General features: G+C 61.8%; 18 protein-coding genes and 1 pseudogene. 9 read left to right on the top strand and 10 right to left on the bottom strand.

All coding sequences use genetic code 11. The annotated features are described in order from the left end of the window. Positions 1-558, top strand: a pseudogene (locus tag EN925_RS05175) (diacylglycerol kinase family lipid kinase); the annotation flags it as partial. Positions 559-587: 29 nt separating this feature from the next. Here EN925_RS05175 and EN925_RS05170 read toward each other — a convergent pair. Continuing rightward, positions 588-791: a hypothetical protein gene (locus EN925_RS05170; protein WP_013529290.1), complete on the bottom strand. Its 204-nt coding sequence runs from the start codon at positions 789-791 to the stop codon at positions 588-590. 206 nt (positions 792-997) lie between these two features. Between EN925_RS05170 and EN925_RS05165 the strand changes: the two genes are divergently transcribed. Then, positions 998-2,473, top strand: coding sequence for an HWE histidine kinase domain-containing protein (locus tag EN925_RS05165; protein WP_164753653.1), 1,476 nt, complete (start codon positions 998-1,000; stop codon positions 2,471-2,473). A 13-nt stretch (positions 2,474-2,486) separates the two neighbouring features. Here EN925_RS05165 and EN925_RS05160 read toward each other — a convergent pair whose 3' ends face one another. From EN925_RS05160 to EN925_RS05150, 3 genes are all read right to left on the bottom strand, one after another. Beyond that, positions 2,487-2,945 carry a hypothetical protein gene (locus EN925_RS05160; RefSeq protein ID WP_013529288.1) on the bottom strand — a complete coding sequence of 153 codons (459 nt, stop codon included), beginning with the start codon at positions 2,943-2,945 and terminating at the stop codon, positions 2,487-2,489. 11 nt (positions 2,946-2,956) lie between these two features. Beyond that, entirely contained in the window at positions 2,957-3,283 is a 327-nt protein-coding gene (locus EN925_RS05155; protein WP_013529287.1) for a DUF883 family protein, read from the bottom strand. Positions 3,284-3,411: 128 nt separating this feature from the next. After that, positions 3,412-4,173 (bottom strand): Crp/Fnr family transcriptional regulator, encoded by a 762-nt coding sequence (locus EN925_RS05150; RefSeq protein WP_063173193.1) that lies wholly within the window; start codon positions 4,171-4,173, stop codon positions 3,412-3,414. 168 nt (positions 4,174-4,341) lie between these two features. On the opposite strand from EN925_RS05150, the gene EN925_RS05145 reads away from it, so the two are divergent. Beyond that, a complete protein-coding gene (locus EN925_RS05145) occupies positions 4,342-4,713 on the top strand; it encodes a response regulator (protein ID WP_027163154.1) in 372 nt (123 codons plus the stop codon). A gap of 13 nt (positions 4,714-4,726) precedes the next feature. Here EN925_RS05145 and EN925_RS05140 read toward each other — a convergent pair whose 3' ends face one another. Beyond that, on the bottom strand, positions 4,727-5,278 hold the full coding sequence (locus EN925_RS05140; protein WP_013529285.1) for an RNA polymerase sigma factor: 552 nt from the start codon (positions 5,276-5,278) through the stop codon (positions 4,727-4,729). A 3-nt stretch (positions 5,279-5,281) separates the two neighbouring features. Further along, positions 5,282-5,485 carry a NepR family anti-sigma factor gene (locus tag EN925_RS05135; protein ID WP_032809255.1) on the bottom strand — a complete coding sequence of 68 codons (204 nt, stop codon included), beginning with the start codon at positions 5,483-5,485 and terminating at the stop codon, positions 5,282-5,284. 213 nt (positions 5,486-5,698) lie between these two features. On the opposite strand from EN925_RS05135, the gene EN925_RS05130 reads away from it, so the two are divergent. From EN925_RS05130 to EN925_RS05105, 6 genes are all read left to right on the top strand, one after another. Next, positions 5,699-6,493: a response regulator gene (locus tag EN925_RS05130; protein WP_013529283.1), complete on the top strand. Its 795-nt coding sequence runs from the start codon at positions 5,699-5,701 to the stop codon at positions 6,491-6,493. A 226-nt stretch (positions 6,494-6,719) separates the two neighbouring features. After that, positions 6,720-6,887 carry a DUF1328 domain-containing protein gene (locus tag EN925_RS05125; protein WP_013529282.1) on the top strand — a complete coding sequence of 56 codons (168 nt, stop codon included), beginning with the start codon at positions 6,720-6,722 and terminating at the stop codon, positions 6,885-6,887. A 179-nt stretch (positions 6,888-7,066) separates the two neighbouring features. After that, positions 7,067-8,098, top strand: coding sequence for a sensor histidine kinase (locus EN925_RS05120; protein WP_063169141.1), 1,032 nt, complete (start codon positions 7,067-7,069; stop codon positions 8,096-8,098). Between the two features lie 123 nt (positions 8,099-8,221). Then, positions 8,222-8,401 carry a hypothetical protein gene (locus EN925_RS05115; protein WP_013529280.1) on the top strand — a complete coding sequence of 60 codons (180 nt, stop codon included), beginning with the start codon at positions 8,222-8,224 and terminating at the stop codon, positions 8,399-8,401. Positions 8,402-8,522: 121 nt separating this feature from the next. Then, positions 8,523-8,849 carry a hypothetical protein gene (locus EN925_RS05110; protein WP_013529279.1) on the top strand — a complete coding sequence of 109 codons (327 nt, stop codon included), beginning with the start codon at positions 8,523-8,525 and terminating at the stop codon, positions 8,847-8,849. An 83-nt stretch (positions 8,850-8,932) separates the two neighbouring features. After that, complete coding sequence (locus EN925_RS05105; RefSeq protein WP_013529278.1) at positions 8,933-9,178, top strand: YMGG-like glycine zipper-containing protein; 246 nt, start codon at positions 8,933-8,935, stop codon at positions 9,176-9,178. Positions 9,179-9,273: 95 nt separating this feature from the next. Here the strand turns inward: EN925_RS05105 and EN925_RS05100 are convergent, their stop codons facing one another. The 4 genes from EN925_RS05100 to EN925_RS05085 all read right to left on the bottom strand — a co-directional run. Then, positions 9,274-10,902, bottom strand: a complete 1,629-nt coding sequence (locus tag EN925_RS05100) for a CHASE domain-containing protein (protein ID WP_127369333.1) — start codon at positions 10,900-10,902, stop codon at positions 9,274-9,276. A gap of 127 nt (positions 10,903-11,029) precedes the next feature. Next, positions 11,030-11,830, bottom strand: coding sequence for an ATP-binding cassette domain-containing protein (locus tag EN925_RS05095; RefSeq protein ID WP_013529276.1), 801 nt, complete (start codon positions 11,828-11,830; stop codon positions 11,030-11,032). Between the two features lie 11 nt (positions 11,831-11,841). Then, positions 11,842-13,194 carry a sugar ABC transporter permease gene (locus tag EN925_RS05090; RefSeq protein ID WP_013529275.1) on the bottom strand — a complete coding sequence of 451 codons (1,353 nt, stop codon included), beginning with the start codon at positions 13,192-13,194 and terminating at the stop codon, positions 11,842-11,844. Positions 13,195-13,336: 142 nt separating this feature from the next. Beyond that, a partial coding sequence (locus EN925_RS05085) for a substrate-binding domain-containing protein (protein ID WP_128336388.1) occupies positions 13,337-14,149 on the bottom strand: 813 nt, incomplete at its 5' end.

Raw genomic sequence — 14,149 nt, 5'->3', positions numbered from 1 at the left:
GTCGATGTGGCGACGGCCAATGGCCAACCTTTCGTGCACCAGTTCTCGATCGGCATGCACGCGAAGATGGTGCAACTGCGCCAGAAGATGGAGTTCGGTTCGCGGTTGGGAAAGATCCGCGCCTCGGCCAAGGCGGCTTGGGCAACGATCAACAATCCACCTGCGATGAATGTGACGCTCAGCATCGGCGATGCCGAAATGGCGGCACGCATCACCGGCATCGGCATCACCAACAACTTATTCGGCGAAGGCCATCTGCCTTATGCCGACAATCCTGCGGGCGGCGTGCTCGGTGTCTATGTCACGGTGGCGAAGCAGCGCGCCGAACTGGTCAAGTTCTTCTTCAACATGGCGCGCGGCAAATGGCGCGACAACGAACATGTCGAAATCCACCAGACAAACAGAACGGTGCTGAAAATCCATTCGGGCAGCCGCAAATTTCGCGCCGTCATGGACGGCGAACTGGTCAGGCTTGACCGTGAAACGGTAATCGAGATCCAGCCTGGCGCACTGAATGTATTGGTTCCGGCGAGCGCGGCCCAGTCGAGAGCCGCCTGATGAGGTGCGACGCAACGGACAGGCCGGCTTTACCCGGCAGGAGCCTGCTCGGTGGTGTTGGGCGGTGTGGGCACATGCTGTTCATCGCTGTTAGGCGCCTTGATCAACACACCATAGATCTCGGCAATGCCCCATGCAGCAAACACCAGAAGCAGTGCGGCGATCAGGATCCGAAATCCATGCCAGCCCCATCGCCCCTGCCGCGCCTTGTTTTCTGGAATGATCTTGGCCATGCTCGATCCCTGTCTCATTCGGCACCAACTGGCGCGCCCGGCAAATCATGGTCGGGTAACGGTTCCTCGCTAGGATGGTTCCGGAAAAGCGTGCTGGCCTTGCACCAGCGCAAGCATGCGGCGACGAAGACCGGGACGAGGCAATTGGGGTGATTGGCAAGACGCAAACAGCACCCGATCTGCCGGCCGAAGTTGCGCTAGCAGTCATGGATGTCGACCGGCTGGCCGTGCTGCACGGATTGGAGATGCTGGATACGGCGGCCGACCCCGATTTCGACCGCGTCAGCAGCCTTGCCGCAGCGGTGATGCAGGTGCCGATGGCCCTGGTCACACTCGTCGACCTTGAACGGCATTGGTTCAAATCCTGCTTCGGCCTGGACGAGACCGAAACCGCGACCAACGTCTCCTTCTGCGCCCATGCGATTGCCGCCGGCGACGAGCCGATGGTGGTCGTGGATGCAACGGCGGACCCCCGTTTCAAGACCAACCCGCTGGTCACCGGAAAGCACCATGTCCGCTTCTATGCCGGCGCGCCGATGATCGTGGCAGGTGCCCGCATCGGCACGCTGTGCGTGCTCGACCGCGAGCCGCATGGTTTTCCATCCCGAGCCGAGCTCGACCAGTTGAAGGCGCTCGCCGGCCTCGCCGCCAGCCTGTTCACCCTAAAGGACGCAACCCGCAGCGGCGCGATCGCCGAGGCCGCACTTGCGCGCGAGGAAAAACGACGCGCCATCGCACTCGATGCGGCCTCGCTCGCCAGCTGGGCATGGGATATCCGCACCGATGTCATCGAATGCGACACATTGATGTCGGAGCTGTTCAACCTGCCGCGCTCCAACCGGCTGCGCGCACGCGACATCCTCACCGCCATCGATCCGCGCGACGTCTACCAGACCGAAACCCGCTTTCGCGACGCCTTGACCGGCAGCGACGACTATTTCGGCGAATACCGGGTGAAGGGCTTTCACCCGCCGCGCTGGCTCGCCACGCGCGGCCGTGTCATCGAGCGTGACGGCGACGGCAAGCCGACATTGATCTTCGGCGTCAATTACGACATCTCCGAGCGCAAGCTCGGCGACGAACGGCAACGGCTGCTGCTGCGTGAACTCAACCATCGCGTCAAGAACACTCTGGCGACCGTCCAGGCGCTGGCAACCCAGACCGTGCGCCATGCCCGCCAGCCAAGCCAGTTCCTCGAGGCCTTCGGCGCCAGGCTTCAGGCCTTGGGCATCGCCCACAATCTGTTGTCGGACCGCGAGTGGCGTGGCATCGGCATCAGTGAACTCGTCCAGATCGAGGTCAGACCTTTCGAAACGGCCGAGCAGCCGCGCATGACGATCTCCGGCGACGACCTGCTGCTGTCGCCCGACCAGGCCGTCGGGCTTGGCCTGATCCTGCATGAACTCGCCAGCAACGCGCTGAAATATGGCTCGCTGTCGGTGCCGTCAGGCAGGGTCGACCTCGGCTGGAGGACGCAAGGCAGGAAGGATGCCCGGCGTCTTGTGCTGACCTGGCGCGAAAGCGGCGGGCCGCAAGTCGCTCCGCCGGATCGGCAAGGCTTCGGCTCTATCCTCATTCGCCGCAGCCTGGCCAAGGTCATTTCCAGCGAAGTGACCCATGAATTCCGGCCGGAAGGCGTGTTTGCCGAAATATCGATGCCCCTGGAAGAGCTGTCGAAGTGATCTCCCAACAGCTCTATGTCCGCTCGCTCTCATCCGGATCGTCGGATTTCACATTCTCGCGGTAGATGGCGTAGGCCGCGAGCGCCACGGCCGGCCCCAGAATGGCGCCGAGACCGCCTTTTCCCTTGAGCAGGCTCGGCAGCACGGCGAGTGCGGCGGTGACGCCGATCGCCTTCATGTCGGCATTGCGGCGCTGCGCCCGGCGCCGGGCGCGCGAACCTGCGGATATCCGGTAGATCAGCAGGATAAGTCCGGCGAGCACCAGGAAACCGGCGCCAAACCCGAGCGCGGCGGCAAGCGAGCCGTAGCGCATCGCCGTCCAGATATAGGCGGCCCCGACCAGAAAGCCGAGACCGCAAAGCGCAGCGGCCATGGCGATCACATAGACGATTGCCGCCGTGCGCGCCCGATGAACGGCCGCCACGGTTTCCCCCGAGGCGAGGCCCGAGATCAGGGTTGCCAACATTCCCATCTGTAGCGCGACTAGCGACGCGCGATGAGCGCGAAAAGGAAGCCGACGCCAGCGGCGATTGCCAGTGACGTCACCGGCTTTTCACGCACGCTTGCCATCATCTGCGCTTCGATGTCCTTGGCATTGCTGCGCAAGCTGTCAAAGGCTGCTTCGCCCTGCGCGCGCAACTGCTCGACCCCTTCTGTCGCTGCACGGCGCGCGGTGCCATAGCCATGCTCGCCGGTCTTGGCCAGTTGTTTGGTGAGCTTGTCGATGTCGGCCTTCAACTGCCTGATGTCGGCTTCCAGGTCCGCATTTGCACGGGCGTCGGTTGCGGTCTTTCCTGCGGCAGTGGCCATGGCTTAACTCCTTGTGATTGCTCGGTTTCAAACGCGCTGCGCGCCTCATGGTTCCGGCACTGCGGACAAAGTAGCCGAAAACGCATCGGCGCGCACCCGATCCGCCGGCTTCGCAAAAAGACGCTTCCTCAGATTAGTGGCCGGCGCGCCTCGCCCAGTCCTTCCCAGCCGGCGAGCCGCTTGAGCCCTTCATTGTCGGAGACCGCGCAGCCGCCGTCGCGCCAGACGATCAGCTTGCGATCCATCAGCTTGCGGATCGTCTTGTTGGTGTGAACCAGCGACAGGCCGAGCGTATCGGCAATGTGCTGCTGCGTGATCGGTATCTGGACGGATTGGCTGCCATTCAGTCCGACGACCTTGGCCCGGCTGCCGATGAAGGCGATGAGATAGGCGGCGCGCTCGATCGCACTGCGGCGCCCGAGGCTGAGCAGATTCTCGTCCAGCATCCGCTCCTCGCGCGATGCGATCCAAGTGATGTCGTAGGCCAGCCCGGGATGATTGCGGTACAGCTCGTGCAGATATTCGCGCTCGAAAACACACAGCAGCATCGGTGAGAGTGCCTCGACGGAATGCTGCATCTCGCCCATCACACTGCCTTGCAGGCCGATCAGATCGCCGGGCATGAGATAATTGAGGATCTGGCGACGGCCATCCCGCAGCAGCTTGTAGCGAAACGCCCAGCCGGAGAGCACGGTGTAGAGATGGGCGCTATGGCTTCCCTCCACCAGCACCGTGTCGCCCTTGTCGACCGCGAGTTCGCCCTTCTTGAATTTGCTGATGAAGGCCAGCTCCTGTTTTTCGAAGTCGCGGAAAACCGGCAACGGCCGCAATGGGCAGTTCTCGCAGGGATATTGGCGGCTGGAGAAAGCGTTATTGTTCTGGACTGACATTTCGCCCCCTTCGAAAGCCCGCTCGACCCCCTTCGAAAGCCGCTCTTGGAGAGCCGCGTTTCAACGCGTTGCAAGGATTGAGGTTCCGCCCGCTGGCCACATGTCTTTTTTAAATGACAGCAAGCCAATTAGCGATCATGACTCCGGCGTTTCAAGGAGTCTTTGCCTGTGCCCACATTGCTTGACGGATTGCGGATTCTCGTTTTGGAGGACGAATTTCTCATCGCCATGGATGTCGAGCAACTTTGCCGCGATCATGGCGCCGATGAGGTGGTGATCGCCCGTGACCTGACCGAGGTCGATGGCCGGGAAGTCGCCACGCGATTCGATGCAGCCATTGTCGACTTGATGCTGGGCGGCGCCTCGACGATCGATTTCGCTTCCGGGCTGCGCGCGGCAGGCATACCTTTCGTGTTTGCGTCCGGCTATTCGGATGCCGATGAAATCAAGGCATCGTTTCCGGGCGTCAGGCTGGTTGGCAAACCCTACTCAGGCGAAGACCTGGTGCAAGCGGTCGCGGCGGCCTGCGGACGCGCTTGAGACGCGATCGCGGTCAGCTCGCCGGCGAACTCGTTACCTGGGCCGAAATCGCGTCCGGACCATACTCGTCCTCACCTGATATTTTCAGGATCTCCTGCAAGCGGGTACGGGCTCGGCTGACGCGGCTCTTGATCGTCCCCACCGCGCAGCCGCAGATCTCCGCGGCCTCCTCGTAGGAGAAACCAGATGCGCCGATGAGGATGATGGCTTCGCGTTGGTCCTCCGGCAACTGCTCCAGCGCCCCGCGAAAGTCCTTCAGGTCGAGTTGACCGTGCTGGGCCGGATGAACGGCAAGCCTGGCCGTCATGATACCGTCGCTGTCCTGCACTTCGCGCCCGCGCTTGCGCATTTGCGAATAGAACTCGTTGCGCAGGATGGTGAAAAGCCAGGCCTTGAGATTGGTGCCGGGCTGGAAGCTCTCATGCTTGTCCCAAGCCTTGACGAGTGTTTCCTGGACGAGGTCGTCGGCTTTATCGGCATTTTGCGTCAGCGACACGGCAAACGCGCGCAGACTTGGGATTGCCCCAAGCAGATCAGTCTTGAAGCCTTGTGAGACCGCGGCCATGCCTCAGTCCTTCTTCTGTGCGGGTTCAGCCTGTTCCAGTTGGCTAAGCAACTGGGAAAAGCGATCCGGCACATCGTCGGAGACCAGCGCGTCGTAATATTGTTTGAGTTTGCGTCCGATTTCGGAGTTCGGCCCAAGAGCGTCACCAGAACCGTTCCGGCGCCTGCTCTCGGCGCCAGTCAGAATATCTTTCGTCATATCCTTCATTTTGCCCTTGTATTCCCAGCGCTCAAGCCGCTCTTACCGTACTCAACACAACGCAAGCGGCGCCCTCGTCTGGTTGCCCATCCCCACCACAAACGCCACTCCCCGGCTTTTGTTCCGTCGAGGTGGAACTTTTTCAAAAAATCCGCGTTATCACGGCTTGCAGTCAGCTTGACCTGCTACGCAATCGCGTCATTCTGAGGGAGACGTCTTACCATGAGCTTATCCGCCACCATCGCACCACATCTGCCCTTCCTGCGCCGCTTCTCGCGGGCTGTTTCCGGGTCGCAAGAGAGTGGTGACGCGCTGGTCGCTGCGATGCTTGAAGCCATCATCGCCGATATCGAGATATTTCCCGAAGCATCGAGCGACCGCATCGCGCTGTACAAGGTTTTCGCCAAGCTTTTCACATCGGTCGCCATCCGCGTTCCACAGGAACAGGCGCAATCGGCGTGGGAACAGCGCACCGCCGCCAATCTGAATGCGATCGCGCCGCGGCCCCGTCAGGCCTTCCTGCTCGTGGCGGTCGAAGGCTTCAGCGAGGAGGAAGCGGCTGAGATCCTTGACGTCGGTGATCAGGAGTTTTCAGAGTTGCTTGCCCAGGCGAGCAACGAGATATCCCGTCAGGTGGCAACCGACGTTCTGATCATCGAGGATGAACCGCTGATCGCCATGGATATCGAAGAAATGGTCGAGAGCCTCGGGCACCGCGTCGTTGGAACGGCGCGCACCCATGCCGAGGCAGTGATGATGTTCGGCAAGACGCGACCGAAGATGGTGCTGGCCGACATCCAGCTTGCCGACGGCAGTTCCGGCATCGAGGCCGTGAACGAAATCCTGTCATCGACGTCGGTGCCGGTCATCTTCATCACCGCCTTCCCCGAACGCCTGTTGACTGGTGAACGACCGGAACCGGCCTTCCTGGTCACCAAGCCGTTCAATCCCGACATGGTCAAGGCGCTGATCAGCCAGGCACTGTTCTTTGACCGGCAGGCGAAAGCCGCCGCATAGTCGGGAATTGGGAGTGGAGGAATTGACGAACCCAAGGCGATAGCCTCGCTCCCGAATCTCTCCAGATGATCAATTCGTCACTTCGTGCCGCCTGATGCACCCGGGCGGCGAGGTGAATTCCTGCGGTTCCGCTCGAACGATTTGCAAGCACGGTCTTTTTCGGCAAAGGGTGGGAACAAACCGCAACCACCCACGTTTTCATCGCACCATTCGAAGGAGATGGATCATGCTTTACTGGGCGCTCGTATTTCTCGTCGTTGCCATCATCGCCGGCGCGCTTGGTTTCGGCGGCATCGCCGGTACCTCCGCCGGCATAGCGCAGATATTGTTTTTCATCTTCCTCGCCTTCCTGGTCATTTCGCTTCTTGCGGGCCTGTTCAAACGGGCTTCGTAAGGACGGACGGCCGAACACTGGAAGCCGCACCCCTCAAACGGTTTCCAGCCACCGCCGGGCGGTGTCCCTCAAAGGACGCCGTCCGGCGGACCGTTTTTGGCGGCGGGTTTTCCGGAAACCTGTTTGGAACCCATTCAACGATGAGCCGTTCAGCCTGAATTGGGTGGACAGATTGGCCGATGGGTTCCAGGACCGGAAACAGGAAAGACGCCGTGCAAAGCGATGAAGTCATCGCCCTCCATCCCGCCGACAGCGGCATGCAGCTCGGCCGTGCTCTTCTTCACGCGTTGCACAATGCCGGCATTTCCGTTCTCTACCAGGATCGCGAGATGAAAACCGTATGGGCGCGCAACATGCGTGCGCCCTGGGTTTCGGACACCGCCGACAGCATCGGCATCCTGCCGGAGGCGCAGGCCGACCGCATCGGCGCGGCCAAGCGCGACGTCATTGCATCCGGCAACCCCCAACGTCTCGAGATCAGCGTTCCCGTCGAGGATGGCAGCCGCTGGTTCGAAGTGTGGATCGATGCCGATCACGGCGATGGTGGCACCGTGCAAGGCGTCGTCACCACGATGGTCGAGACGACGGAGCAGAAGCGCCGCGAGCAGACCCTGACGACGCTGTTGCGAGAGGTGAGCCATCGCTCGAAAAACCTGCTGGCGATCATCCAGAGCATAGCCACCCAGACCGGCCGCTACTCCGACAGCATCGGCGATTTCCTGACACGCTTTCGCGGCCGGCTGCAATCGCTGGCCTCGTCCCAGGATCTCGTGACCTCTTCCAACTGGCGGGGTGCAGCACTTCGCGAACTCGTGTCGGGCCAGGTTGGCCGCTATGGCGGCGATCCGGTTCGCAGCCTGAGGTTTCAGGGGGCAAACCCCTATCTCAATCCCAACGCTGCCTTGCATATCGGCCTTGCGATGCATGAACTCGCCGTCAATTCGGTGAGCTACGGCGCCCTGTCGCGGCCCGGCGGGTACGTCAATGTTACAGCCAACCTGACCGCCGACGACACGGGAACCTCCCTGTCCCTGACATGGGCGGAGGCAATCGGCGCCAGTGATGTCAGGCGTAGCGAGAAGCGCTTCGGCAGCGTCGCACTCGAACGGGTCGTGCCGGCGTCACTGAACGGAACGGCGACGCTCGAAATCGCGGCTGGCCGCCTTGAATACCGCCTTGTCGTTCCGCACGGCAATTTCGAGACGGATTGAGCGACCTTCCTTAACCCGCCGTTCACCATAAAAGCAGATGCTGTTTTTCCCAGATACCGCTGGAACTTGTTGCATCACCGAACATTTCCGCAGCAGGATTTGCAGTATGGTGGGAGGAATGCCTTGACGGTTGCCGACATGAACAGACTGGAGCAGGCCGCCCGGATTTCCATGGGCGAGTTTGAGGACTCCGAGGCTTCCGCGCCACCGCTGGCTCCTGTTCCCAACGGAGCTTTGCGCCTTGTTGCGCTGGCCTTGGTGGCGGTGATCATGGCGGTCGCCCTGCACCAACTGGTCTACTAGGCCACGTCGTTTCGGCCGGTGGCCGAATCGGCTGTAGCGCCATCTTATTTCCCCGGCCGATCAAGCCAGCCAGGAACTTTGGCGAATGTAGACCGTTACTATGGCGAGAGGACTTCTCGCCATGGAACATATCGCTGCATTGTTGCTGGTCATCGGTTGCTCGAACACGATGGCCGACTGCCGTGAACTCCAGGTGCCCGTAAGCGTTTTCGCGACGGCCGAGCAATGCGTGGCCGAACGCCCATTCGTCTTGGGCGACGTGCAAGGGCAGGCTGACCACATCGTCGCCAAATGCCTTGCGGTCGATCCGGCGCTTGAGGACGACTATGATCAGATCGTCTGGAATGTGCGCGCCGATGGTACGCTTGACGCGTCTTTGGCAATTTCCAGCCTGGTAATGGCATCGAACACGATACGCCCAGAAAAAGACTATCTTCACCAACAATAGATTGCAGCAGCAAAGGCCGTCATTTCATGCTAAATGGCGGCTGGAGCTTACTAAAGTGAGGACACAAAGTGAGGAGTGACTCTATGCGGAAGATGATTATTGCCCTGGTTGCGGTGGTCGCGGTCAGCGGCTGCACCTCGACTGAGAAGGACGTGGTTGGCGGCGGCTTGATCGGCGCCGGTGTCGGCGGCTTGGTCGGCGGCGGTAAGGGCGCGCTGATCGGCGCGGCCGTGGGTGCCGGTTCCGGCCTGCTGGTGCGCAACCTGCGCAACGGCTATTGCCAATATCGCGATCATCGCGGCCGGATCTACACGGCTCGCTGCAACTAATTCGGCGATAATCGAAACGTCGATCCGGAGGCCGGTCCGCCGGCTTCCGGGTTTTTGATGTCTGGATGCTTCCCCCTTGTCGGCAACGGTCGCGCTCAATTGGCGAGTGGAATTTTGATTTCCACGTTCAGCCCATTGGCTTGGTAATCCCGTTTGATCGTACCGCGCAATTCGCGCGTCACGTTGAGGTCGATCAGCTTGGTGCCGAATCCGGTCTCGGCGGGCGCTTCAAGTTTCTTCTGCCCGTTTTCGCGCCAGTTGAGAGCCAGCATCCTGTCGCGCCCTCGGCCTTCGAGCGACCAGTCCACCTTCAGCGCCCCAACGGAATTGCCGGCCTCGCCGTATTTCAGCGCATTCGTCGCCAGTTCGTGGAAGGTCAGGCCGAGCGCTTGCGTCGTGGTTTCGTCGAGCAGCACCTGTGGTCCCGACAACAGCTCATCGGGCAGCTCCTTGCCGAACACCTGACCCAGCTCGATGCGCAGGAGATCGCCAAGATCGGCCTTCTGCCAGCGTGAGCGCGTCAGCATGTCCTGGGAGGCCGCCATCGCCTGCAGCCTGGCCGAGAAGGACGCTGAAAACTCGTTGACGTCGGTCGCCCGCGATGCCGTCTGACGCGCGATCGCCAGCACCCTGGTGATCGAATTCTTGATGCGATGCTTCATCTCCTGCAGCATCAGGTCTTTTTCGATCAGGCTCTTTTCCGTCGTTTCGTGCAATCGCGACGCTGCCTCATAGGCCCGCTCCTGATAGCGCGCCACAAGCGCGATTGCGCCCGCCAACAGCAGGCCGAACAGCCCCAGCATCACCGGAATGGCGCGCGACGACGGCTGCGAGAAGGCGCTTGTCGGCCGGAACAGGACAGTCCATGGCTGTCCGGCGACGATGATCTTTCGCGTGACCAGCAGCCTGTTCCCGAAAGTGGAAGCCGGCGGCGTCTCCGACCGGAACAACAGATTGTCGCCGTTCACGGCACCATCGCCATCATAGATTTCGGTGTTGACCGGCAAAAGCGGCGACCGGCTGAGCGCGGTCTGGAACAGATCGCGAGCCCGAAAGGCCGCATAGAGAAAACCTGATGTCGAGGATCTCGAAGCATTGATGACGTCGGGAGCGGTTTCGACATTGAGCCGCACGAAAACGAAGAAGCCGGTGAACGTCTGCGCGGCGCCCGTGTCCTGGCCTAGCTGCACCAGCCCGCTGGCATGCTGCTGGTCGTCGGACATCGCCTTTTCGATCGCCGCACGCCGCACCGGTTCGCTGAACATGTCGTAGCCGATGCCGGCTTGATTGGATGGATCCAGCGGTTCGAACAGCACGATAGGGGTGCGCCAGGGTTGCGTGGTATCCGGGTAGATTGGATGACTGACGCCATAATCGTGCAGCATGTCGCGTTCGACCGTCGCCTCGTCGCCCGTCTTTGCCAGCCTGAGGAAGCCGATACCGCGCAAGCCGGCGAAATTCTTGTCGACATCGAGCGCGGTGAAGAAGGCCTTGAACTCATTGCGAGAAATATCGCCATTGCGGGCGTCGAACAGGGCCTGCGTCGAGCGCAGCAGCGACAGATGCAGGTCGATGCGGCTCTCGATCCGGTTGAGCGCATCGTCGGCAGTCGCCTCGAACTTGATGCGCGCGGCTTCCTGCGTGGCGAAGTAGGCAAAACCTGCCATCACCATGCTGATCAGCGCGACGGCGATAAAGGCGATGATCGGGAAAAGCTTCTTCAACGGATCGTGCGGTCCCTGAGCAATGTCGGACCTTTATGCGCAAGTCGCCCTGCCAACACAATGCCAAGGCCAAGCCATCCCTACGGCTGGCATATCACGTGTCCGGCAACCGCGATCTGGCTTGATCTCAGGCCGCGATCTTCAGCGCGCCCGGTCCGGGAATGGCGCCTGGCGGGCATTTGCCCAGAATGATCATGCCCAGCACCTCGTCCTGGGTGACATCAGTGGTGCGGGCGGTGCCGACCACCTGGCCGTTCTTCATGACGCAGACCCGGTCGGCAAGCTCGAACACATCGTGGATGTCGTGGCTGATCAGGAAGATGCCGATGCCGTCGGACTTGAGCTGCTTGACCAGTTCGCCGACCTGCGCCGTTTCCTGCGGACCAAGTGCGGCCGTCGGCTCGTCCATGATCAGGATGCGGGCGTTGAACAGGATCGCACGCGCGATCGCCACCGATTGCCGCTGGCCGCCCGACAGCTTGATCACCGGCTCCTTGAAACGCTGGAACCGGGGATTGAGCCGACCCATCACCTTGCGCGCCTCGGCCTCCATGGCAACGTCGTCGAGCGTGCCCCAGGCGGTCATCAACTCGCGGCCGAGGAACAGATTGGCGGCGGCGTCGACATTGTCGGCCAACGCCAGCGTCTGGTAGATCGTCTCGATGCCGTATTTCTTGGCGTCGCGCGGGTTGGAGATCGATGCCTCCTCGCCGTTGACGAAGATCTGGCCCGAATCGCGCTTGTAGGCGCCGGACAGGATCTTGATCAATGTCGATTTGCCGGCGCCATTATGGCCGAGCAGCGCCACGACCTCGCCGGGGAAAAGATCGATCGAGGCGTCGTCGACGGCGCGGATGCCGCCAAACGCGATCGAGATGTTCCTCATGTCGATCAGCGCGGTGGCTGCAGGAGCAGTCTTGTCAGTCATGGCATGCCCTCCTAGACGCGCTTGCGATAGACGGTGTCGAGCCACACGGCGATCACCAGTACGGCGCCGACGACGATGCTCTGCAGCGGCGAGTCGACACCAAGCAGCACCATGCCGGACTGCAGCGACTGCATCAGCAGGGCGCCGAGCATGGCGCCGATGATCGTTCCCGACCCGCCGGCTAGCGATGTGCCACCGATCACGGCGGCTGCAATGACGAGCAGCTCGTCGAGCGTTCCAAGCACGTTGGTGGCCGAATTCTGCCGGGCCGAGGAGATCGCCGCGGCAATCGTGGCCAGCACGCCCATGATCATGAACACCTTCATGGTGATCCAGCGCGTGTTGATGCCGGCGAGATTGGCCGCCTCGGGATTGCCGCCGATGGCGAAGACATAGCGGCCGAAACGGGTGCGGTTGGTGATGAAGGTCATGACCAGCCCGACGGCGACCGCCATCAGCACCGGTATGGCGATACCGTGGGCGATGAACAGGCCGCCTTCGGGAACGGTGATGTTGTTGGCGGCCGCATATCTGTTCACGATGCCGATCGGCCAGGGGTAGGAGTTGGCGAGCCAGACCGCACCCATGATGGCGCCGCAGGTGACGACACCGAGCAGCGCCTCGGCCCAGATCGGACGTAGCGGAAAACGGAAACGCTTGCGCTGCACCCGCCCGTTGAACAGCCCAAACACCACGGCGAGGCAGGCGACGATCCCGACAACCCAGCTCCAGGTTGCGCCGATCGATCCCGCCGGCCCGCCGCCCATCAGCTGAAAGGTGGCGTTAAGCGGCGCCACGGTCTGGCCTGATGTGACCCACCAGGCAGCACCGCGCCAGACCAGCAGGCCGCCCAGCGTCACGATAAAGGCGGGCACTTCGAGATAGGCGATGACGAAGCCTTGAAAGGCGCCGATCAACAGGCCGAGCGCCAGGCCGATGACCAGCGCCAGGACCCAGATCCACGGATTGCCGAGTTCGAGCCCGACAAAACGCACCAGGAAATGCACCTGGGCAAATCCCATCACCATGCCGATCAGGCCCTCGGCGGAACCGACCGACAGGTCGATGTTGCGCATGACGATGACCAGCACCATGCCGCAGGCCATGATGGCGACCGCGGATGTCTGCACCGACAGGTTCCACAGATTGCGCGGCGTGAGAAAGGTGCGGCTGTCGAAATCGAGCGGGTTGACGCCGAGGCGCAGGCTGGAAATGACATGCAGCCCAATCCAGATGACCAGCAGCGCGCCGATCATGCCGAGCATCCGGGTGTCGATCTCGGTCGCCTTCAGGAACCGGGCGACGGCGCCGAGTTCCGACGCGCGCGCCGTATCGGCCTGCGGGTTGGACGTCGTGTCGGTCATGATTTCCTCCCACCGGCTGGCCGTCTGACGCGCATGCCGGAGCCCAGCCTAGAAGCTATCCGCATGATGCGGAAACACAATTCTTTGAGAAAACGCCGCGGCTTTTGGGCCGCGGCGTTCAGATATTTCGAAGTGGTCCGGATCAGTTACAGGCCGCGACGGTGCCGGCAGCGACACCCGCGCAGACTTCGTCCTTCTTGATCCAGCCAGCGTCGATGACGACGTTGAGATTGTCCTTGGTGATGGCAACCGGAGTCAGGAACAGCGACTTGACGGTGTTGCCGCCCGGCGTCGTGAAGTCCTTGGCGCCGGCGATGTCGCTCGTCTTCTTGCCGTCGGCCAGTTGCGAGGCGATCTCGGCGGCATTCTTGCCGAGCTCGCGCGCGTCCTTCCACACCGACACGGTTTGCGTGCCCAGGGCGATGCGGTTCAGCGCGGCGTGGTCGCCGTCCTGCCCCGAGACCGGCACGGTGCCGGCCAAGCCTTGAGCCGTCAGCGCCGCGACGACGCCACCGGCAGTGCCGTCATTGGCCGCGACCACCGCGTCGACCTTGTTGTCGTTGGCGGTCAGGAACTGTTCCATGTTCTTCTGGGCGTTGGCGGGCAGCCAGCCATCCGTGTAGGCTTCGCCGACATTCTTGATCTTGCCGCTGTCAATGGCTTCCTTGAGCACTTCCATCGAGCCCGAGAACAGGAAGTCGGCATTGGGATCGGCACCGGAGCCCTTGATGAAGACGTAGTTGCCTTCCGGCTTGACCTTGAACACTTCGCGGGCCTGCATGCGGCCGACTTCCTTGTTGTCGAAGGTCAGATAGAAAACGTCCTTGTTCTCGATCAACCGGTCATAGCCGACGACCGGAATGCCTTCGTCCAGCGCCTTCTGCACGGCCGGGCCGATGGCCGAAGCATCCTGCGCCAGGATGATCAGGGAATTGGCGCCCTGCGAGATCAGGCT

This window comes from Mesorhizobium sp. M7A.F.Ca.US.006.04.2.1 (assembly GCF_004022915.1).
GTDB lineage: Bacteria > Pseudomonadota > Alphaproteobacteria > Rhizobiales > Rhizobiaceae > Mesorhizobium > Mesorhizobium ciceri.
Note: the sequence above shows the minus strand (reverse complement) of the source record. Positions and strands in the feature narration are given on the sequence as shown.